This is a genomic window from Arthrobacter sp. zg-Y820, from assembly GCF_030142155.1.
Classification (GTDB): domain Bacteria; phylum Actinomycetota; class Actinomycetes; order Actinomycetales; family Micrococcaceae; genus Arthrobacter_B.
Window position 1 is genome coordinate 35,337 of sequence record NZ_CP126247.1, and the last position, 20,124, is coordinate 55,460.

The 20,124-nt window shown below is 67.4% G+C and carries 20 protein-coding genes and 1 pseudogene; 14 read left to right on the forward strand and 7 right to left on the reverse strand.

Features of this window, described 5'->3' with window-relative positions; genetic code table 11:
- Nucleotides 1-27 precede the first annotated feature (27 nt).
- Nucleotides 28-546, reverse strand: coding sequence for a gluconokinase (locus QNO08_RS00165; RefSeq protein WP_229966506.1), 519 nt, complete (start codon nucleotides 544-546; stop codon nucleotides 28-30).
- 173 nt (nucleotides 547-719) lie between these two features.
- On the opposite strand from QNO08_RS00165, the gene QNO08_RS00170 reads away from it, so the two are divergent.
- On the forward strand, nucleotides 720-1,427 hold the full coding sequence (locus tag QNO08_RS00170) for a FadR/GntR family transcriptional regulator (protein ID WP_229966507.1): 708 nt from the start codon (nucleotides 720-722) through the stop codon (nucleotides 1,425-1,427).
- A 90-nt stretch (nucleotides 1,428-1,517) separates the two neighbouring features.
- On the opposite strand, the gene QNO08_RS00175 is transcribed toward QNO08_RS00170, so the two are convergent.
- Complete coding sequence (locus QNO08_RS00175) at nucleotides 1,518-2,015, reverse strand: Dps family protein (RefSeq protein WP_229966508.1); 498 nt, start codon at nucleotides 2,013-2,015, stop codon at nucleotides 1,518-1,520.
- Nucleotides 2,016-2,263: 248 nt separating this feature from the next.
- Between QNO08_RS00175 and QNO08_RS00180 the strand changes: the two are divergent.
- Nucleotides 2,264-2,707: pseudogene (locus QNO08_RS00180) on the forward strand (SRPBCC family protein); the annotation flags it as partial.
- Between the two features lie 193 nt (nucleotides 2,708-2,900).
- Here the strand turns inward: QNO08_RS00180 and QNO08_RS00185 are convergent.
- Together QNO08_RS00185 and QNO08_RS00190 are read right to left on the reverse strand one after the other, a co-directional pair.
- Nucleotides 2,901-4,385, reverse strand: a complete 1,485-nt coding sequence (locus tag QNO08_RS00185) for an FAD-dependent oxidoreductase (protein ID WP_229966509.1) — start codon at nucleotides 4,383-4,385, stop codon at nucleotides 2,901-2,903.
- A 2-nt stretch (nucleotides 4,386-4,387) separates the two neighbouring features.
- The gene (locus QNO08_RS00190) at nucleotides 4,388-5,185 is read right to left on the reverse strand and encodes an SDR family oxidoreductase (protein ID WP_229966510.1); all 798 of its coding nucleotides are present in this window, start codon (nucleotides 5,183-5,185) and stop codon (nucleotides 4,388-4,390) included.
- A gap of 153 nt (nucleotides 5,186-5,338) precedes the next feature.
- On the opposite strand from QNO08_RS00190, the gene QNO08_RS00195 reads away from it, so the two are divergent.
- From QNO08_RS00195 to QNO08_RS00215, 5 genes are all read left to right on the forward strand, one after another.
- Complete coding sequence (locus QNO08_RS00195) at nucleotides 5,339-5,800, forward strand: DUF4383 domain-containing protein (protein WP_229966511.1); 462 nt, start codon at nucleotides 5,339-5,341, stop codon at nucleotides 5,798-5,800.
- A gap of 118 nt (nucleotides 5,801-5,918) precedes the next feature.
- Nucleotides 5,919-6,953 (forward strand): acyl-CoA dehydrogenase family protein, encoded by a 1,035-nt coding sequence (locus QNO08_RS00200; protein WP_229966512.1) that lies wholly within the window; start codon nucleotides 5,919-5,921, stop codon nucleotides 6,951-6,953.
- Nucleotides 6,950-8,299 carry a bifunctional PIG-L family deacetylase/class I SAM-dependent methyltransferase gene (locus tag QNO08_RS00205; RefSeq protein ID WP_229966513.1) on the forward strand — a complete coding sequence of 450 codons (1,350 nt, stop codon included), beginning with the start codon at nucleotides 6,950-6,952 and terminating at the stop codon, nucleotides 8,297-8,299. Before QNO08_RS00200 ends, QNO08_RS00205 begins: the two co-directional genes overlap by 4 nt.
- Before the next feature lie 3 nt (nucleotides 8,300-8,302).
- The gene (locus tag QNO08_RS00210) at nucleotides 8,303-9,004 is read left to right on the forward strand and encodes a glycosyltransferase family 2 protein (protein ID WP_229966514.1); all 702 of its coding nucleotides are present in this window, start codon (nucleotides 8,303-8,305) and stop codon (nucleotides 9,002-9,004) included.
- Nucleotides 9,005-9,093: 89 nt separating this feature from the next.
- Entirely contained in the window at nucleotides 9,094-9,333 is a 240-nt protein-coding gene (locus QNO08_RS00215) for a DUF2630 family protein (RefSeq protein ID WP_229966515.1), read from the forward strand.
- On the opposite strand, the gene QNO08_RS00220 is transcribed toward QNO08_RS00215, so the two are convergent.
- Nucleotides 9,334-9,594, reverse strand: a complete 261-nt coding sequence (locus QNO08_RS00220) for a hypothetical protein (RefSeq protein WP_229966516.1) — start codon at nucleotides 9,592-9,594, stop codon at nucleotides 9,334-9,336.
- Nucleotides 9,595-9,597: 3 nt separating this feature from the next.
- The gene (gene ku, locus QNO08_RS00225; protein WP_229966517.1) at nucleotides 9,598-10,512 is read right to left on the reverse strand and encodes a non-homologous end joining protein Ku; all 915 of its coding nucleotides are present in this window, start codon (nucleotides 10,510-10,512) and stop codon (nucleotides 9,598-9,600) included.
- Between the two features lie 246 nt (nucleotides 10,513-10,758).
- Between ku and soxR the strand changes: the two genes are divergently transcribed.
- The 4 genes from soxR to QNO08_RS00245 all read left to right on the forward strand — a co-directional run bounded on the left by soxR (nucleotide 10,759) and on the right by QNO08_RS00245 (nucleotide 12,830).
- Entirely contained in the window at nucleotides 10,759-11,232 is a 474-nt protein-coding gene (gene soxR, locus QNO08_RS00230; RefSeq protein ID WP_284015838.1) for a redox-sensitive transcriptional activator SoxR, read from the forward strand.
- A gap of 77 nt (nucleotides 11,233-11,309) precedes the next feature.
- A complete protein-coding gene (locus tag QNO08_RS00235) occupies nucleotides 11,310-11,798 on the forward strand; it encodes a flavin reductase family protein (RefSeq protein ID WP_229966518.1) in 489 nt (162 codons plus the stop codon).
- A gap of 100 nt (nucleotides 11,799-11,898) precedes the next feature.
- On the forward strand, nucleotides 11,899-12,117 hold the full coding sequence (locus QNO08_RS00240; RefSeq protein ID WP_229966519.1) for a PLDc N-terminal domain-containing protein: 219 nt from the start codon (nucleotides 11,899-11,901) through the stop codon (nucleotides 12,115-12,117).
- A gap of 2 nt (nucleotides 12,118-12,119) precedes the next feature.
- Nucleotides 12,120-12,830, forward strand: a complete 711-nt coding sequence (locus QNO08_RS00245; RefSeq protein WP_229966520.1) for a pentapeptide repeat-containing protein — start codon at nucleotides 12,120-12,122, stop codon at nucleotides 12,828-12,830.
- 1 nt (nucleotide 12,831) lies between these two features.
- Here the strand turns inward: QNO08_RS00245 and QNO08_RS00250 are convergent, their stop codons facing one another.
- A complete protein-coding gene (locus QNO08_RS00250) occupies nucleotides 12,832-14,310 on the reverse strand; it encodes an SDR family oxidoreductase (protein WP_229966521.1) in 1,479 nt (492 codons plus the stop codon).
- A 122-nt stretch (nucleotides 14,311-14,432) separates the two neighbouring features.
- Here QNO08_RS00250 and QNO08_RS00255 point away from each other — a divergent pair, with 122 nt between their 5' ends.
- The 3 genes from QNO08_RS00255 (at nucleotide 14,433) to QNO08_RS00265 (ending at nucleotide 20,086) form a co-directional block, all read left to right on the forward strand.
- Nucleotides 14,433-17,045, forward strand: a complete 2,613-nt coding sequence (locus tag QNO08_RS00255) for an ATP-dependent DNA ligase (RefSeq protein ID WP_229966522.1) — start codon at nucleotides 14,433-14,435, stop codon at nucleotides 17,043-17,045.
- Nucleotides 17,046-17,111: 66 nt separating this feature from the next.
- Complete coding sequence (locus QNO08_RS00260; RefSeq protein ID WP_229966523.1) at nucleotides 17,112-19,571, forward strand: phosphoketolase family protein; 2,460 nt, start codon at nucleotides 17,112-17,114, stop codon at nucleotides 19,569-19,571.
- Nucleotides 19,572-19,618: 47 nt separating this feature from the next.
- Nucleotides 19,619-20,086 carry an SRPBCC family protein gene (locus tag QNO08_RS00265; protein ID WP_229966524.1) on the forward strand — a complete coding sequence of 156 codons (468 nt, stop codon included), beginning with the start codon at nucleotides 19,619-19,621 and terminating at the stop codon, nucleotides 20,084-20,086.
- The last annotated feature ends 38 nt before the right edge of the window (nucleotides 20,087-20,124 follow it).

A 20,124-nucleotide genomic window follows, 5' to 3' on the forward strand; every position in this document is an offset into this window, starting at 1 on the left:
GGGCTGCGGCGGCGCCGGAGCCTGGGGTCAGTTGCTGGGCAGGTTCAGCCGGGTCAGGATTTCCGCGGCGATTTCCGCCGGAGGTTTGAGAATGTCGACGACGACGCCCGGCTCGTCCTCGGCCAGCGCCTCCAGGGTGCTGATCTGGGACGGAAGCAGGGAGGCGGGCATGAAATGCCCGCTGCGGGTCTTCATCCGTTCGCTCAGCACCGCGGCGTCACCGTTGAGATGGATGAAGTGGACCTCGCCGGAGGCGGTGACCAGGACATCGCGGTAGGCGCGCTTGAGCGCGGAACAGGTGACGATGGTGGATCTTCCGTTGCCGGCCTGGGTGTCCATCCAGTTCCGGATGGAGTCCAGCCACGGCCAGCGGTCGTCGTCGTTGAGGGGTGTTCCGGAGGACATCTTGGAAATGTTGGCCTCGGGGTGGAACTCGTCGGCCTCGGCGGCAATCCAGCCCAGGTGCTCTGACAGCAGCGTGGAGATGGTGGTCTTGCCGGAGCCGGAAACGCCCATGATGACGAGGTGCTGGGGGGTGGGGATCATGTTCTCTCCTTGGACGCCGTTGTCGCCGGAAGCCGGGCTGGCCCCCTCCTAAGTGATCTGAGGACAAAGGTATCACCATATATGTGATTGATAACACCAATGCGCGCTAGGCTTGGTTTTCGATCCTGCCGTACGGATCGGCAGTCATCCGGGTCAGTATTTAGGGGAACAGCATGGAGCGCAGCTTGCCGCCGCGGGCGGCGGCAGCCGTCATGAACGGCGCCATCATCGACGCCATCGGCGCAGACATCATTGCCGGCGTACTCCTGCCCGGAGCCCGGCTGACACTGGAGGGCCTGCAAGAGGAATTCGGTGTGTCGCGCACCGTGGTGCGGGACTGCATGCGGATCCTGGAAGCTCTGAATCTGGTCTACTCCAAGCGCCGGATCGGCATTGTGGTCCAGGAGCCGTCCCACTGGAACTGGTTTGATTCCCGGATCATCCGCTGGCGCCTGAACGGGCCGGGACGGGATGACCAGTACCGGACCCTGACCGAGCTGCGGGTGGCAGTGGAACCGATGGCGGCCTGCGGCGCCGCCCGGCACGCCGGCGAGGAGGACCGCAAGGCCCTGGTGGAGCTTGCCGCGCGCATGCGGCTGCTCGGTGAAGAAGGGCGGTTGGACGCCTTCCTCGCCGCGGACATCGCCTTCCATACCCTGCTGCTGCGCACCAGCGGCAACGAAATGTTTGCATCCCTTGACGCCGTGGTGGCGGAAGTGCTGACCGGACGGACCAAGCAGGGCCTGATGCCCGACCATCCCCGCGAAGTGGCGCTGCAGGGCCACGAGCGGGTGGCGCGGGCCGTGGCCGACGGGAACGGCGACGAGGCGATGTTCCAGATGACGGAGCTGCTCGAAGAAGTCCGCAACGCAGTGGCGTAGGCCAAAACCCGCCCGCCCGCCCAGACGGCAGCGGCCGGCCTTCCCGCAGGGGAAGGCCGGCCGCTGGTCCGACGCTGATGCCGGATGTGCCTATACGGTTGCCTGCGAGTTGGCGTGCTTGGGGGTGACCACCGAGGCGGTGGGCTTGACGTTTTCGGCATTCACCATCCAGGCATACTGTTCCAGCTTGCTGATGAAGCCGTGCAGGATATCCGCGGTGGTGGGATCTTCCTCATCCACCTGGTCGTGGACCTTCCGCATGGTTCCAACAGTGGCTTCCAGCAGCGCGACCGTCAGGTCCACGGTGTCCTTGGTGTCCACCAGTCCGGCGGGGAAGGGAGCAAGCGAGGTGCCCGCGGACACGGCAACGCTCCGGCCGTCCGGAACAGCCTCAAGGGCGCGCATGCGCTCGGCCAGCTCATCGGCGAACAGGCGGGCATCTTCGATGATTTCATCGAGCTGCAGGTGAAGGTCGCGGAAGTTCTTGCCCACAACGTTCCAGTGTGCCTGCTTGCCCTGCAGGTGCAGTTCGATGAGGTCCACGAGGACGGCCTGCAGATTGGTGGTCAGTTCTTTAGAAGCCTTCACGTTTCCTCCAATAGTGACGAAAAATGTTGCCGAAAGACGCCTGCGCAGTCCGCTTCCCGGGACCGGGACGAGCCGCCGCAGCCGCCAACCTAAGTAAGCTTACCTTCTGGTTGAACTCCGCGGGCCCGTTGGGTAGCGTGAGGTGCCGGGCCGCAGAATTACGTCCGCCAGGCACAAACCGGGCAACCGCTGTCCGACGTACGCACGATAGCCGAATAATGCAGGATCCGACTACCGGAGGGACCTCCATGACCACCGTAGAAGAATCAGTTGACGTTGCTGTGCCCGTATCCGCTGCGTATAACCAGTGGACGCAGTTTGAATCATTTCCGCAGTTTATGGGTGGCGTTGAATCAATAACCCAGGTTTCCGAAACACGAAACCACTGGATCACTAAAATCGGCGGGGTGGAACGTGTTTTCGACACGGAAATCACCGAACAGCATCCGGACGAGCGCGTCGCCTGGAAGAGCACCGACGGGACCTCCCACGCCGGAGTGGTGACTTTCCACCGGCTGGGGGACTCGGAAACCCGTGTCAGCGTCCAGCTGGACTGGGATCCGGAGACCTTCATCGAGAAGGTGGGGTCCGTCGTCGGGGCAGACGACCGCCAGGTGAAGTCCGACCTCAAGCGTTTCAAGGAGTTCATCGAGGGCCAGGGAGCGGCGACCGGCGCCTGGCGCGGCAACATTGACGCCCCGCCGTCGGCGACTGCGGCAGCCCCGACCTCCACCTCGACGTCCGGGCTGGCAGCGGCGCCCGAGTCTGATCCCGCCATGGATGATCCGGAATCCGGCGGTCCGCGCGCCGGGTTCTAGCCGGCGCGGGACGGATGGCGGTGCCGGACCCCGGTCCGGCCTGACGCACAGCCCGAAAGGCCGTGCATCAGGCCGGATCCAGGCCCCGGACCGCGGGGCCTTCCAGCAGTTTCCCGTCAGCGGCAAAGCGGGAGCCGTGCAGCGGACAGTCCCATGATGCCTCGGCGTCGTTCCAGGACAGCACTCCGGCCAGGTGCGGGCAGACTGCCGAAACCCGGGAGACTTCGCCGTTGACCGTGCAAACGCCCACCGGCTTCGCCTTTCGGCGCACGACTTTCCCCTGGCCTTCGGGCGGAGCGGCCTGATCCGTGCCGGCCATCGAGGAGGCCCAGCCCGCCAGCATCTCCAGCCCCACTTCAGCGTTGTCCCGCGCGGCGCTGAGCACATCCCGGGAGGAGAGCTTCGGCGAATACCAGTTCCGCGTCCGGCTGTCCTCGGCGGCGGGCGCCATTGCCTCGGCCAGGACCAAGGCGGCAGCGACGGCATTCGTCATGCCCCACTTGTTGAAGCCGGTGGCGGCAAAAATGCTGCCGTCCCCGAACGGCACCTGCCCCACATAGGGCAGGCCGGCAGCCGGTTCGTAGTCCTGGGCGGACCAGGAGTAGGCAGGGGATGAGACGGCGAAGTGGTTCCGCGTCCAGCCGGCCAGATCATCCACCAGCGCCTGCGGGTGCGGATGGCGTCCGACGGCGTGTCCGTTGCCGCCTGAAATGAGGTAATCAGTGCCTTCGACCCGCGCGGTGCGCAGCGAACGGGAGGGTGAATCGATGGACAGATACATTCCCTGCGGAACGTCTCCCGTGACCGGGTGGGCCATCGCGTAGGACCGCAGCGGCAGGAGCCGGGCAAAATATCCGCCGCGGTCCAGGACCGGGATGCCGGTGGCCAGCACCAGATGCTGGGCGGACACCGAGCCGGAGGACGTGATGACGCGGACCCGGTTTCCGGAGGCGGTGCCGGCTCCGGTGACGCGGACACCCTGGACCAGGGTTCCGCCCTGTGCGCGGAACTCCGCGGCGAGCGAAGCCAGTGCCTGGAGCGGATGAATCTGCGCCTGTCCGGCGAGCTCCAGGGCACCGGAGACGGCAAACGGCAGCTCGGTGTCCCGGGTCATCCGCACCGCAAGGCCCGCGGCGGTGGCCGCCGACAGCTCCTTGTCCAAACTTCGCCGGCCGCCGTCGCCCAGCGCATAGGTGTACGCGGTGCGGATGTCGTGGTCGACGTCGTGTTCCCGGCAGAATTCCAGCAGCCAGTCCTGCCCGGCCCGGTTGGCTTCCACGTAGTCCCGGACGCCGTCGGGCCCCTGATGGGAGGCGATGCGTGACAGCTGCAGTCCTTGGAGCAGGGACAGTTTTGCCGTGGTGTTTCCGGAGGTGACGGCTCCGGCCTGCCTGGCCTCCAGCACGGCAACTTTTTGGCCGCGGCGGGCCAGGAGCAGGGCGGTGGTGAGCCCGGTCAGGCCGGCGCCGGCCACCACGGTGTCATAGGACCCGCCGGGCACAAACGCATCGGCGGAGATGGACGGGGCGCTGGCCAGCCACAGCGATTCCATGGTCAGGCTTCCAACCAATCGGTGGAGGTGATGTGCGAGCCGCCCTGCGGTCCCATCTGCAGCATTCCGCCGTCCACAGGCCAGGAAGCGCCGGTGACGTAGCTGGCCGCGGGGGAGGCGAGAAAGGCCACGACGGCGGCGATTTCCCGGGCATCCCCGGGCCGGCCCAGCGGGATGCCGGGGCGGTCGGTCCGGTGCGGATCCTCGTTGTGCTGGCCGGTCATGGGGGTGGCGATCTCGCCGGGGGCCACGGAGTTCACGGTGATGCCGTAGCGGCCCAGTTCCAGCGCCATGACCTTCATCAGGCCGCCCAATCCGTGCTTGGAGGCCGTGTAGGCTGCCGACCCCACCCGCGGCTGTGTTTCGTGGACGCTGGTCACCGCAATCAGCCGTCCCTCCTCACCGGCCTCCACCATTGTCCGGGCGGCGTGCTGCAGGCAGACGAAAGCCCCGTTGAGGTTGGTGTCCAGGGTCTGCATCCAGGTTTTGTAGTCCAGATCCAGAAAGGGCGTCCCGTCCCCGGCGCCGGCATTGTTGACAAACACCTGCAGGGAGCCCAAATCCTGCACCAGCTGGTCGATGACCCGGCCGCAGCCGGGCAGGTCTGTGGTGTCCAGCTGGGCCGTGAAGGCCCGCCGGCCGTGCGACCGCACCTCGTCCGCGGTTTCCTTCGCCCCCTCTTCATCCGTGTGCCAGGTGATGCCGACATCGAGCCCGGCCGCCGCCAGTGCGACGGCGGTGGCCCGGCCGATCCCGGAGTCCGAGCCGGTGACGATTGCGGTGCGCGGGGTGAAAACCATGACTGCCTTCCCTTTCAACCAGTGGTACTAAGCATGCTTCCCATGTTCGGGCCATTGTGCAATGGTTGAAGAACCATTCCTCGCGGGGAATACTTCCGGGGAATCTATGTCCTGAGCGTCATCGGCCGCGGCCGCAAGGCAAAGGAGACCACCATGTCCTATCCCACCAGCGGCCGGTCACTCCGCCGCACCAACGCCCAGCGGGCGTCCTGGTATTTCGGTTTTATTTTCATCGTTATCGGTGTTTTGGGTTTTGTTCCGGGAATTACCTCCAATTATGAAGCGCTGTATTTCTCCGGGCACACATCGGAGGCGGTCCTGCTCGGCGTTTTCCAGGTTTCCATCCTGCACAACATCGTGCACCTCCTTTTTGGGTTTCTCGGGCTCATTATGGCCAGGACCAACAGCCTGGCCCGGCTCTATCTTCTTGGAGGCGGAGCGGTCTACCTGCTCCTGTTCATCTACGGACTGATCGTTCCCCATCATTCCGAGGCGAACTTCGTACCGCTGAACACGGCGGACAACTGGCTGCACCTGGTTCTGGGCGTCGTCATGGTCGGGTTGGGCCTGCTGTTCGGCACGCGTTCGGCGCCGGGCCGAACATCCCCGGCCTAACGTGGCGCGAGCACGGCGAGGAAGAGGATTCCGCCCCGGAAAACTGGCAAACTGGGGAGAAAGTTCTCTACAACGCACCTTGGGCAGGCTGTAAACCGATCCTTGGAGTAAGGAAACGGTGGACACCTTCTCTCTCCCGGAGGCTGATTTTGGCGCGCAGGAAGTGCCGGGGCTGCCGGAGCTTTCCCAACGGGCAGCTGCCGTTCGGGGATGCGCGTCCGCAGGGCTGACCCTTGCCGAGGAACTCGCTGCCGCAGCACCGTATCCCGGGCAGGGCCGAACAAAACGGCTGTGGTCCATTCTTGCCACCGTTGCCGCCGCCGACCTGACCGCCGCCCGCAGCGTGGAGCCGCATTTGGACGCCCTGGCCATCCTGGAGCAGGCGGGAACTGCCGCCGATCCCGGAATCTGGGGAGTGTTTGCCGCCGAGGGCCCGGGAACCGCACTCACCGCGACACCGGTGGCCGGCGGCTGGGAGCTCTCCGGCCGCAAGCCCTGGTGCTCCCTCGCCTCCAGCCTCGACCACGCGGTGGTCACCGCGCATACCGGAGCGGGCCGCCGCCGGGCGTTTGCCGTGGACCTGCGCCAGGCTGCCGTAACCCCGGTGCCGGGAACCTGGATCAGCCGCGGATTGGCCGATGTGGACAGCGGGCCGGTGGACTTCGCCAGCGCCGCTGCCCGTCCGGTTGGCGACGACAACTGGTATCTCAGGCGGCCGGGCTTTGCCTGGGGCGGCATCGGCGTCGCGGCCTGCTGGTACGGCGGGGCGGCGGGGGTGGCGCGCAGGATGTTCGCGGCAGCGCAGGAGCGGGAACCGGATCAGATCGCCCACCTGCTGCTGGGCCGGGCCGATGCGCGGCTGCAGGCGGCGCGGGCCGCCCTGGATTCCGCGGCCGCTGCGGTTGATGCCGGCCGGGCCGAAGGCCGGGACGGAGCCCTGCTCGCCCAGCGGGTGCGGGGCATTGTGGCCGACGCCGCCGCGGAAGTCCTGACGCTGGCCGACCACGGTCTGGGGCCGGGTCCGCTGGCCCTGGAAGAGGACCACGCCCGTCGAACCGCCGACCTGAGGATTTACCTCCGCCAGCACCACGCCGAGCGTGATTTCGCCGCGCTCGGCCGGTCCCTGCTCCAGGGCGGGGGAGCCCCCTGGTGAGCTTCAGCCATTTGGACGACTCTGTGCCCGAAGAAGAATGGGCCCGCGCGCTGGCCGGCCGCAGCAGCCTGGATCTGGACCAGCTCTGCCCGCCCGGCACCGACCGCCTGGTGGTCCTGGCGGCGCACCCCGACGATGAGACCCTGGGCGCCGGGGGACTCATCGCCGCGTTCGCTGCCCGCGGTGCCGCCGTCGACGTCGTCGTGGCCACCGCAGGGGAGGCCTCCCACCCCGAGTCGCCCACCCATACCCGTGAAGACCTGGCCCGCATCCGGCGGGTGGAGCTGCGCGCCGCCGTTGCGCAGCTGGCTCCGAAGGCGGCTGTCCATTTCCTGGACCTGCCCGACGGCGGACTGGCCGCGCACCGGCCCGCACTGGATGCGGCCCTGGCCGCCGTTGTCGGACCGGCGGCTGAGACCACCATTCTGGCGGCTCCCTGGCGGACCGACGGCCACACCGACCACGACACCGCCGGACTGGCCGCGGCGGCTCTCGCCCGCACCCTGGGGCTGCCGCTGCTGGAGTATCCGATCTGGCTGTGGCACTGGGGAAGCCCGGAGCAGGTGCCTGCCGACTTGGTCCTGCTGCCCCTCGGCGGGGCCGCCGCCGCGAAGGCCCGGGCGATGGAAACCCATGTGAGCCAGGTCCGGCCGCTCTCGGCCGCGCCGGGTGACGAAGCCCTGCTCAGCCCCGGCGTCCTGGCCCACTTCGAGCGCAGCTTTGAGTCCTTTGTCCTGACCCGCCCGCGCCCGCCCCGGGAGGTCTTCGAGGACCTGTACCAAACCTCGTCAGACCCCTGGCAGTTCGAGAGCAGCTTCTACGAACACCGCAAACGCGCCCTGAGCCTGGCCATGCTGCCGCGCCCCCGGTTCGCCTCGGTGTTTGAACCCGGCTGCTCCATCGGCGTGCTCACGCAGGAGCTGGCCGCCCGGGCGCAGGCGGTGACCGCCACGGACATCAGCGACAGCGCCCTGGATTTGGCCCGCCGGCGGCTGGCCGCGGCACCGCATGTCCGGCTTGCGCAGGGGGCGGTGCCGCAGGACTGGCCGGAGGGCAGGTTTGACCTGGTGGTCGTCTCGGAGATTGGCTACTTCCTCCAGCCCAGCGAACTGCGGGACCTGGCCGCACGCACCGAAGCATCACTGACCGACGACGGCGTGATCCTGCTGTGCCACTGGCGGCATCCCAACGACGGCTGGGAACTGACCGGAGATCAGGTCCATGAGGTCTTTCGGGCACAGGGCGGCCTGCGGGTCCTCGCCGAACACTGCGAGGAGGACTTCCGGATCGATGTGCTGGTTCGGACCGCTGCGGCTTCGGCGGGCCCCGGACCGGACCCGCGGTGATTCGTGCCGGCTCCTGAACACCTGGCCGTTGTTATTCCGGCCCGCAACGAAGAACTGCTGCTGCCTGCCGCACTGTCCTCGGTCTGCGCTGCCGTCGGGGCGCTGGAAGAGGAATGCGCGGTGCGCGCTGCCGTCACCGTGGTGCTCGACTCCTGCACGGACGGTTCCGCCGAGGTGGTGGCCGGGTTGCAGCACCTGTGGGCTCCCGAACTGGAGCTGCGCCTGATCGCCGGGTCTTTCGGCACCGTCGGGGCCGCGCGTGCCGCCGGCATCGCCGCCCAGCCGCAGCTGCCCGGGCTGTGGATTGCCAACACCGACGCCGACACGGTGGTGCCGGAGCACTGGCTGGTCCGGCAGTACGGTCTGGCCGCCGCCGGCTACGGCCTCGTGCTGGGCAGCGCGGTTCCGGACCCGGCTGATCTCACGGCGGAGGAGCTCTCCGCCTGGCAGCAGCTGCATCCGCTGGGCGAGGGCCATCCGTTCATCCACGGCGCCAATCTGGGCTTCAGTGCTGCTGACTACCGCCGTGCCGGAGGGTTTGCACCGCTGGCGGCCCACGAAGACGTTGACCTGGTGGCCCGGCTCAAGGCGGCAGGCACGCCCTGGACCGCCACCGACCGCATCCGCGTGATCACCTCCGGACGCCGGGACGGGCGGGCACCCGAGGGGTTCTCCCGCTTCCTCCGCCAGCTGCTTCCGGGCTGAGTTTCCGGGGTGATCTTCCGGGGGAAGCAGGGGGCCGCGCGGAGGCAAAAGTTCTGGTCACCGGACCGGCGGATCGCTAGCGTAGGGGGATGGACGCTACCGAGATTCAGCACCGGATTTCCGAGCTGGTGGAACAGGAACAGTCCCTGCGGGACAGCTCTGCCGCCGAACACCCCGAAGACCGGATGGAGCAGCTGCGCCGGATCGAGGAGCAGCTGGACCAATGCTGGGACCTGCTGCGGCAGCGCCGGGCGCGACTGCATGCCGGCGAAGACCCGGATGACGCGGCGGTGCGGCCGGCCTCTGAGGTGGAAGGCTACAAGCAGTAGTCAGCTGCCGGGCAAAACTTCCCGGGCCAGGGCGGCTGCGCCCATGGTCCGGCGGAACGGGCTGCGGCCCCGCGCCGTTTCCAACAATGCCCAGATAATCAGTGATCCCCTGCTCAGGTTGCCAAGGAGATCCCGGTACCGCGGAGTCAACGCCATCATGGAGGCCGCGCCGAACCCGGCCCACGCCAGAACGGGAAGATTGGGTACTTCGAAAATCCGGATCCGTCCGTTGCGGTCCCGAAAGAAGTTGGAGATGGCCATGTCCTAGGCGCCTTTCCTGGTTTTGGCGGCAGTTTTCCGTGCGGCAGGTTTTTTCTCGGCAGGTTCTTTGTCATCGCCCTTGGAACGGGACGAGGATCGGGTGCCGGAGTCCTTGGTGCCGCCGGATTTCTTGTCGCGGTTCTTTTCCACGCTGCGGCGCAGCGCTTCCATCAGGTCGAGGACCTTGCCGCCCTCCTCTTCGGCTTCGGCGCCGCCGAAGGTCTCCTCCGTGTCCAGGGCCTCGCCCTTTTCCAGCTTCGCCTCGATCAGCGTCTTCAGCTGCTCCTGATAGTCATCGGTGAACTCCGCCGGGTTGAAATCCGAGCTGAAGGAGTCCACCAGGGCGGAGGACATTTCCAGTTCCTTCGCGCTGATCCGGACCTTTTCATCCAGGGACGGAAAGGCGGCGTCCCGGACTTCGTCCTCCCACAGCAGGGTCTGCAGGGTCAGGACATCGCCCCGGACCCGCAGGGCGCCCAGCCGGCTTTTCTGGCGCAGCGAGAACTGCACGACGGCGGTGCGTTCGGTGTCCTCCAGCGTGCGGCGCAGCAGCACATAGGACTTGGTGGATTTGGAGTCCGGCTCCAGGTAGTAGGTCCGGTCAAACAGGATGGGGTCAACCTGCTCGCTGGGGACGAATTCAACCACCTCGATTTCCCGGCTTTTTTCGACCGGCAGGGAGGCGAGGTCCTCGTCGGTGAGCACCACTGTCTGCTCGCCGTCGTCGTACGCCTTGGCGATGTCCTTGTACTCCACCACCTCGCCGCAGATCTCGCAGCGGCGCTGGTAGCGGATGCGCCCGCCGTCCTTCTCGTGGACCTGGTGCAGGCTGACGTCGTGGTCCTCCGTGGCGGCATAAACCTTGACCGGCACATTGACCAGCCCAAACGCTATGGCACCCTTCCAAATGGCTCTCATGTAGTCCAGTGAACACTAAAGCCGGGTGTCCGGACCAGAGCGGGGACGGCCGGGGCGGCGGCCCGTTATCGGCTGTTTCGGGCAGAATCGACCGTTTGGGGCATTTCCTGCCGCCGCGGACCGGCAGGATTTGCCCTAAACGGCAGGAAAATCCCGGAATGGCAGCAGAATCCCAAAACGGCGGGGGAATCCGGGGCGAGAAGCGGGCCGGGAAGTGCGGATAATGGAAGGGACGGAGGAGCAAGCGTGGGCGAGCCTGTGGACAGGGACGGGGCAACGGGGGCGGAACGGCCCGAGCTGACGGTGGGCCAGGTGGCCGAGCGCAGCGGCGTGGCGGTGTCAGCCCTGCATTTCTACGAGCGCCAGGGCCTGATTTCCAGCCGGCGGACGGCGGGGAACCAGCGCCGGTTCGACCGCTCGGTGCTGCGCCGGGTTGCCGTGATCCGGGCCGCCCAGCGTGCCGGAATTCCGCTGGCGACCATCGCCCGCGCCCTTGAGGAGCTGCCGAGCGATGCGGTGCCGGACCACAACGACTGGCAGCGCCTGTCGCTGGCGTGGCGCCAGGAACTGGACGCCCGGATCCATTCGCTGGAGGCCCTGCGGGACCGGCTCGGCGGGTGCATCGGCTGCGGCTGCCTCACGCTGGCCGAATGCCGGTTTGTGAACCCCGACGACGAATCGGCCGGCCGCAGGACCGGTGCCCCGGTCCTGGACTACTGAGCACCCGAGGGCGGACCGGCGCCGGAAAAGCGCCGCCGATTTGACCTCAACCATTGTTGAGGTTCTAGCGTGGAAGCATGCTCATCGACCATTTCAAGGACGCCTTCAGATCCCACCCGGCAGGCGTCGCCGTCATAACCGCCGAGGGCAGGTCCGGTCCGGCGGGGCTCACCGCCTCCTCCGTGTCCTCCGTGTCCGTCGACCCCGCGGTCTTGGTCTTCTCGCTGGCCTCGGCCTCCGGGTCGGCCGGCGAAGTGGCAGCCGCCGACACCGTCGTCGTGCATCTGCTGGGGGCGCGGAACGCGGCGCTGGCTTCACTGTTTGCCCGTCCCTCCGCTGACCGTTTCTCCTCCGCCCTGGCCTGGGAGCGCCTGCCCACCGGCGAGCCGCTGCTCACCGAGGTCCCGCGGGCCCTGCGAGCCCGGGTCCTCAGCCGCACCGCCGTCGGCTCCTCGGTGCTGGTCACGGCCGAGGTGCTCGAGGTCCTGAGCCCGGCCGAACCGGACGAGCCGCTGGTTTACCACAACCGCACCTACCACCGGCTGGGTTCTCATTCCGCGATCTGACGGAAAATACCGGGCCGGGAGCTGCCCGGCGGAACTGGCGGTCTGCGGTTTTGCTGGCAGAATCGGGAGCACGCATCCCATCGAGAGAATCGAGAACACAGTGGTCAAGAAAAAGTCCATCAAGGACCTCACCGCCCAGCAGAAGAAGATGGTGGGTGTCGCCTCGACCGTGCAGGTGCTCCTCGCCGGCCTGGCACTCGCGGACATCTGGCGGCGTCCCGCTGCTGAAGTCCGGGGCTCCAAGGCACTCTGGTCAGCAGCCTGCGCCGTGAACTTCGTCGGCCCGCTGTCCTACTTCGTTTTCGGCCGGCGCAAGTAGGCGTGGCGGAGGCGTTCCGGCGGCCGGCCGGAGCTGCCGCAGCCGGACAAAGGGGCGCGGGAAAAACAGGAAAAACCAAGCCCCCGCGGCTGCGCCAAATAACCCTGCACGACCTGACGGACGCAGCCGCACCACAGGATCCCGGGACCTTTGACGGCCTTCGCTTCGACGGCGAATCCTTCGACGGTTTCGACCTGCAGGGCAGCACCTTTTCCGAATGCGAGTTCAGCTCCGCGTCAATGATGGACACCGGCCTGCGGGGCGGACGGTTCCTGGACTGCCGCTTCAGCGGCCTGTATGCCCCGGTGTTCCGGGCGCCGCGCACCACCTTCCGGGACATCGTCCTGGAAGGCAGCAGGCTGGGTTCGGCCGAACTCTACGACGGCGCCTGGGATTCCGTCCACGTGGACGGCGGCAAGCTGGACTTCGTGAACCTGCGCAGCTCCCGGCTCACCGACGTGCTCTTCAGCAACTGCACGATCGAGGAACTGGACCTGAACGGGGTCCAGGCCACCCGGGTGGCCTTCCGGGACTGCCGGATCGGCAGCATGGACCTGTCCGGCGCGGTGCTGCAGGACGTGGACCTGCGGTCCACGGAGTTCCGGTCCATCACGCACGTGCCGGGACTGCAGGGAGCCACCGTGGATGAGGAGCAGCTGAGGATGCTGGCCCCGCTGCTGGCTGCCACCCTGGGCCTGCGGATCGAAGGCTGACTCAGCTCTCCTCGGCCAGCCGGGCGGCGTGCTTGATGATGTTCTTGGCCATGGACGGGAAAATCAGTCCGTGGAAGGGTGCAATCAGCCACCAGTACAGCTTTCCGGCCAGCCCCTTGGGGAAGTACACGGCGCGCTGCCGGTAGAGGCTGCCGTCGCCGTCGGGATCCACCCGCAGCTCCAGCCAGGCCTTGCCCGGAACCCGCATTTCGGCGCGCAGCCGCAGCAGGCTCCCGCGCTCGATCAGCTCCACCCGCCACCAGTCCACCACGTCACCGGTGAACAGGGTGGTGGGATGGCGCCGGCCGCGGGTCAGGCCGGCGCCGCCCACGGTTTTGTCCAGCACGCCGCGGATGGCCCAGGCCATGGGCAGCGAGTACCAGCCGTTCTTGCCGCCGATCCCCTCGATCACCCGCCAGACGTGCTCCGGAGCCACACCGGAGCGGCGTTGCCGGGAGTCCACGTACACGGTCTGCCCGGCCCAGTTCGGATCACTGGGCAGCGGCGAGGAGGCCTCGTCGGCCGCCGGAGACGCGCCCGCCCACGTGGTTTCCACCTCGCCGCGCTTTTCCTTGCCCAGCGCCCGCTTGACCGCTGCCTGGTAGCCGGTGGGTCCGCCGTCGGGCTCCGGCAGGTACTGGTCGATGTCGTGTTCCTTGGACACCGCGTCGTGCTGGAGGGATTCCACCAGCGGCAAGGCCATGGACCGCGGAATGGGCGTCACCAGGGAGACCCACATTCCGGCCAGCCGGGGCGCGGGCAGCGGCAGCGCGTAGATCCGCCGCCGCGGCAGTCCGGCCTCTTCGGCGTAACCGTTCATGATGTCCGCGTAGGTCAGGACTTCGCGGGCGCCGATGTCGAAGGTGCGGTTGGTGTCGGCGGGCAGGTCGACGGCGCGGACCAGGTAGTGCAGCACGTCGCGGATGGCGATGGGCTCGATTTTCCGGCGCACCCAGCTGGGCGCCGGCATCACGGGCAGGGTTTCGGTCAGGTGGCGGATCATTTCGAACGAGGCCGAGCCGGAACCGATCACCACTCCCGCCTGGTAGACGACGGCGGGAACCTTGCCTTCAAGCAGGATCCGCCCCACCTCGGTGCGGGAGCGCATGTGCGGAGAGAGTTCGCCCTCCGGATGCAGCCCGCCCAGATAGACGATCCGCTGCACGCCTGCCTCTTCGGCCGCCCGGGCAACAAGGTGCGCAATGTCCTGCTCCTGCGCCGCGAACCCCTTGCCGGAGGCCATGGAATGGACCAGGAAATAGACGGTGTCGGTGTCCTGCATGGCGGCCGCCACGGAGTCCTTGTCCGTGAGGTCGCCCTGGACGATCTCGACGTCGTCGTGCCACGGCACGTCGTTGAGCTTTTCCGGAGAGCGCACCAGGACCCGCACCTTGTGCCCGTCCGCAATCAGCAGTGGAACCAGCCGCCCGCCGATGTAGCCGGTGGCACCCGTTACCAAAACCCGCCGTGGTTCAGTCATTTTTCCAACATACACAGTTCCGCGTGCCCTGCGGAGGCAGGGCGGAACGCCCGTGGCGTAATGTGCTCAGCAAGCTGACAAATAGTGGAAATCGGCAGGTAATCCCGGTAAGACTAGGGACCATGACGAGCAGCGGAGCGGGTCTGAAGCAGCAGGAAACCGTGAACGTTGACGGTCACCGCCTGCGGCTGACCAACCTTGACAAGGTGCTGTATCCGGAAACCGGAACCACGAAGGCCGACGTCCTGACCTACTACGCCGCCGTCGCTGAGGCGCTGCTGCCGCACTCGCACGACCGCCCCGCCACCCGGAAACGCTGGGTGCACGGCGTTGGCACCCCGGACGATCCGGGGCAGGTGTTCTTTCAGAAAAACATCGACACCTCGGCCCCCACCTGGGTGAAGCGGTTTGAGATCGAGCACAAGACCTCCACCAACATTTATCCGCTGGTCAACGACCTGGCGACGCTGACCTGGCTGGCGCAGAGCGCAGCCCTGGAGATCCACGTCCCGCAGTGGCGGTTCGGCCCGCGCGGCAAGATCAAAAACCCGGACCGGCTGGTGCTGGATCTGGACCCGGGCGAGGGCGTGGACCTGGCCCAGTGCGCCGAAGTCGCCCGGCTGGCCCGCGACATTCTCTCCGACATGGGCCTGGAGGCCCGCCCGGTCACCAGCGGATCCAAGGGCATCCACCTGTACGCCGCACTGGACGGGCGGCAGAGCTCGTCCGACGTCAGTGCCGTGGCCCACGAGCTGGCCCGCGCCCTGGAAGCGGACCATCCGGACCTGATCGTGTCCGACATGAAAAAGTCGCTGCGGACCGGCAAGGTGCTGCTCGACTGGAGCCAGAACAACGCCAACAAGACCACCATCTGCCCGTACTCCCTGCGCGGCCGGTTCACGCCCACGGTTGCCGCGCCCCGGACCTGGGAGGAACTGGAGGATCCGGACCTGGCGCAGCTGGATTACGAGCAGGTGATGCAGCGGCTGGCCGACCACGGCGATCCGCTGGCCGGCATGGACGCCGGGGAACTCGACGCTGACGCGCTGGAGGAGGCGGCGGAGCAGGCCGGCGCCGTGGCGGAGGGCGGCCCGGCGGACCGGCTGAGCAAGTACCGCAGCATGCGTGACGCCGCCAAGACCCCCGAACCGGTGCCCGAGGAACCCGCCGAAACGTCCGAGGGCAACAGCTTTGTCATCCAGGAGCACCACGCGCGGCGGCTGCACTGGGACTTCCGGCTGGAGCACGACGGCGTCCTCGTCTCCTGGGCGCTGCCCAAGGGCCCGCCGGATTCCCCGAACCAGAACCACCTGGCGGTGCAGACCGAAGACCATCCGCTGGACTACGGCAGTTTTGAAGGAACCATCCCCAAGGGGGAGTACGGTGCCGGCGAGGTGCGGATCTGGGATCACGGCACCTACGAGCGGGAAAAGTGGCGGGACGGCAAGGAAGTCATTGCCGTGCTCCACGGCCAGCCCGACGGCGGATTGGCCTCGGAAGGCAGTGCCGTCCGGCGCTTCGCGCTGATCCACACCGGCGGCCAGGGCGGAGCGAACAACTGGCTGATCCACTTGATGAAGCACCAGCCGCCGGCGGAGACCGAGGCGGCGCCGAAGACTGCGGCCCAAGCGGGAGAACCCGATGCTCCGGATTCTCCCGAGGACTCCGTTGCCGCAGCCGCGGCGGCCCCGGCATCCGGGAAGTCCCTGCCGGATGCGGCGGCCGTGGTGAAGGCGGTGGCGGCCGACGCCGCGGAGAACGGCATGCCGTCGGTGGAACCCATGCTCGCGACCCTGGGCACCCGGGCCGACGTCAACAACGAAGACGAGTGGGCGTTCGAAATGAAGTGGGACGGCGTCCGGGCCATCGTGGACGTGACCCCGGAGGGCACCCGGCTGATCAGCCGCAACGGCAACGACATGACCGCCGCCTATCCGGAACTGCAGGAGCTGGGCCGGCACCTGAACGGTGAACGGGCCGTGCTCGACGGCGAAATCGTCGCCATCAGCAAGGCCGGCCGGCCCGACTTCGGACTGCTGCAGCCCCGGATGCACCTGACGAAAAAACGCGAAATCAACGCCGCAGCCGCCCGCACCCCCGTGCACCTGATGCTCTTTGACCTGCTCTGGCTGGACGGAAACTCGCTGATGGACCTGCCCTATGCCCAGCGGCGGGAAATCCTGGCGCAGGCGGTGGAACCGGCGGGGGAGGACGGGCACGTCCAGGTTCCGCCGGCGCTGGAGCTGTCGATGGACGACGCCGTGGAGTCCAGCAGGGAACTCGGCCTGGAAGGCGTCATGGCCAAGCGCCTGAAAAGCACCTACTCGTCCGGCAGCCGGTCCAAGAGCTGGATCAAACTCAAGAATTCCTTCACCCAGGAGGTGGTGATTGTCGGCTGGCGCCCGGGCAAGGGCAACCGCGCCTCCAAGATCGGCTCCCTGCTCGTGGCCGTTCCGGACGGGCATGACCTGACCTACATTGGCCGGGTGGGGTCGGGCCTGAGCGAAAAAGACCTGGCCCTGGTGGGCGGCAAGCTCAAGAAACTGGCCCGCAAAACCGCTCCGCTGGATGATGTGCCGGCGGCCGACGCCTCCGACGCCCAATGGGTGCGCCCCGTCCTGGTGGGTGAAGTGACATTCTCCGAGCGCACCGCCGGCGGCAAGCTGCGCCACCCCGCCTGGCGGGGGCTGCGCCCCGACAAGAAACCTTCGGACGTCGTGGTGGAAGCCCCCTGACAAAGGCCAGGCCGGCTGCCGCCGTCGTCCATTCCCGAAAGAAATTATCCGCCAAGGAGGCACCGCATGACCTCTGCGCCAGTTGCACCCGAACAGCCGCTGAACGAGACCCTGCAGGACGTGGACACCTGGTGGCGCGCCGCCAACTACCTCTCCGTGGGACAGATTTACCTGCGCGACAACCCGCTGCTGCGCCGCCCGCTGGAAAAGAAGGACGTCAAGGCCCGGCTGCTGGGGCACTGGGGCACCACGCCCGGACTGAACTTTTTCTACGCGCACCTGAACCGGCTGATCCGTGAACAGCAGCGCGAGGTCCTGTTCATCACCGGTCCCGGCCACGGCGGCCCCGCCAACGTCGCCAACGCCTGGCTGGAGGGCACCTACTCCGAGATCTACAGCCACGTCGGCGAGGACGAGGACGGCCTGCGCACCCTGTTCCGGCAGTTCTCCTATCCCGGCGGCGTGCCCAGCCATGCGGCGCCGGAAACCCCCGGCTCCATCCACGAGGGCGGCGAACTGGGCTATTCGCTGGCGCATGCGTACGGCGCGGTGTTCGACAACCCGGACCTGATCGCCGCCACCGTGATCGGCGACGGCGAGGCGGAAACCGGCCCGCTCGCCGCCAGTTGGCACTCCAACAGCTTCCTTGATCCGGCAGTGGACGGCGCCGTGCTGCCGATCCTGCACCTGAACGGCTACAAGATCGCCAACCCGACCATCCTGTCCCGGATGCCCGAGGAGCAGCTGGTGAAGCTGATGGAAGGCTACGGATACCACCCGCACCTCGTCACGGTGGAGGATCCGGCGTCGACGGCGCAGGCGCACGCCGACTTCGCCGCGGCCCTGGAAGCCTGCCTGGCCGAAATTGACGCCATCCAGGCCCCCTACCGCACCGGCGAACGCACCGCCGTCCCCGCCGACGCCCCGGACGCTGCCGGGCACAACGAGCACGCGCCGCGCTGGCCGATGATCGTGTTCCGCTCGCCCAAGGGCTGGACCGGCCCGGCGGTGGTGGACGGCAAACAGGTCGAGGGCACCTGGCGGGCCCACCAGGTGCCGCTGTCCGAGATCTCCGAGAACCCCGAACACCTCGCGCAGCTGGAGCAGTGGCTGGCCTCCTACCGGCCGGAGGAACTGTTCGACGACGCGGGTCGGCTGCGGCCGGAGATCGCAGCACTGGCGCCGGCCGGGGACCTGCGGATGAGCGCCACCCCGTATGCCAACGGCGGCCGGCTGCTGCGGGACCTGGCGCTGCCCGCCTACGCGGAGCACGCCGTGGACGTGGAGAAACCGGGGGAGCAGCGGGTTTCCCCGATGATCACCGCCGGGGCCTACCTGCGCGACGTGATCACGCGGAATCCCACGAATTTCCGCATCTTCGGGCCGGACGAGACGGCGTCCAACCGGCTGCAGGCCGTCTACGAAGTCACTGACAAGGCCTGGCAGCAGCGCATCGACGAGCTCGACGAGAACCTCGCGCGCAGCGGCCGGGTCGCCGAAGTCCTCAGCGAACACCTCTGCGAGGGCTGGCTGGAGGGCTACCTGCTGACCGGCCGGCACGGGGTCTTCAACTGCTATGAGGCGTTTGTCCACATTGTGGATTCCATGTTCAACCAGCACGCCAAGTGGCTGAAGGTCAGCCGCGGCCTGTCCTGGCGGCAGCCGGTGGCGTCGCTGAACTACCTGCTCTCCAGCCACGTCTGGCAGCAGGACCACAACGGGTTCTCGCATCAGGATCCCGGCTTCATCGACCACGTGGTGAACAAGAAGGCCGACGTGATCCGGGTCTACCTGCCGCCGGACGTCAACACCATGCTGGCCGTCACCGAGCACATCCTGGGCACCCGGGACCGGGTGAACGTGGTGGTTTCCGGCAAGCAGCCCACCCCGGCCTGGCTGAATCCGGAGGAGGCGCTGCTGCACGTGGAGCGCGGGATCGGCATCTGGGACTTCGCCGGCAGCGAAACCGCCGGTCCCGGGACAAAGCCGGATCCCGACGTCGTGCTGGCCTGCGCCGGCGACGTGCCCACCCTGGAAACGGTGGCAGCGGCAGCCCTCCTGAAGGAGCAGCTGCCGGAGCTGAACATCCGGGTGGTCAACGTGGTGGACCTGATGGTGCTGCAGGACCCCGGAGAGCACCCGCACGGGCTTTCCGACAGGGATTTCGACACCCTGTTCACCAAGGACAAGCCGGTCATTTTCGCCTACCACGGCTACCCCTGGCTGATCCACCGGCTGACCTACCGGCGGACCAACCACGCCAACCTGCACGTGCGCGGCTACAAGGAGGAGGGCACCACCACCACGCCGTTCGACATGGCCATGCTCAACCAGATCGACCGTTTCCAGTTGGCCATCGACGTGCTGGACCGGGTAGCGTCGCTGGGATCAACGCAGGCCGGTTTCCGGCAGTGGCTGCAGGACGAACGGGCACGCTGCCGGCAGTACACCCGGGACGAAGGGCAGGACCCGCCGTACATCACGGGCTGGGAACTGCAGGAAGCCCAGGAACAGACCGCCGACTGAGCCGGCGTGCAAAGGTACGTACGATCCATCCATCGAAGGAGAGTTCATTGACCACTGATCAGAGCAGTGTTGTTGTCTCACGAATCATCGACGCTTCAGCAGCAGACATTTTCAACCTCCTGTCCAACCCCGAGCGCCACCCCGAGCTGGACGGCTCCGGCATGGTGGTCTCGGACGAGAAGACCGACCGCATCACCGCCTCCGGGCAGGTCTTCACCATGAACATGCACAACGAGAAAATGGGCGACTACCAGACGGAAAACACCGTCACCGGGTACGACCACAACAAGCTCCTGGCCTGGCAGACGGCTCCGGCCGGCACCGAGCCCAAGGGCTGGCAGTGGGTCTGGGAACTCAACCCGATCGCGCCGGACTCCACCGAAGTCACGCTCACCTATGACTGGTCCCACGTCACCGACAAGGAAACGCTGAAGAAGGTGTCCTTCCCGATGGTGTCCAAGGACGACCTCGAAGAGTCGCTGAACAAGCTGGCCGCCGGAGTTTCCGGAGCCTAGCGCTTCTCGCACCCCGCACGACGACGGCGGCCGGTGCC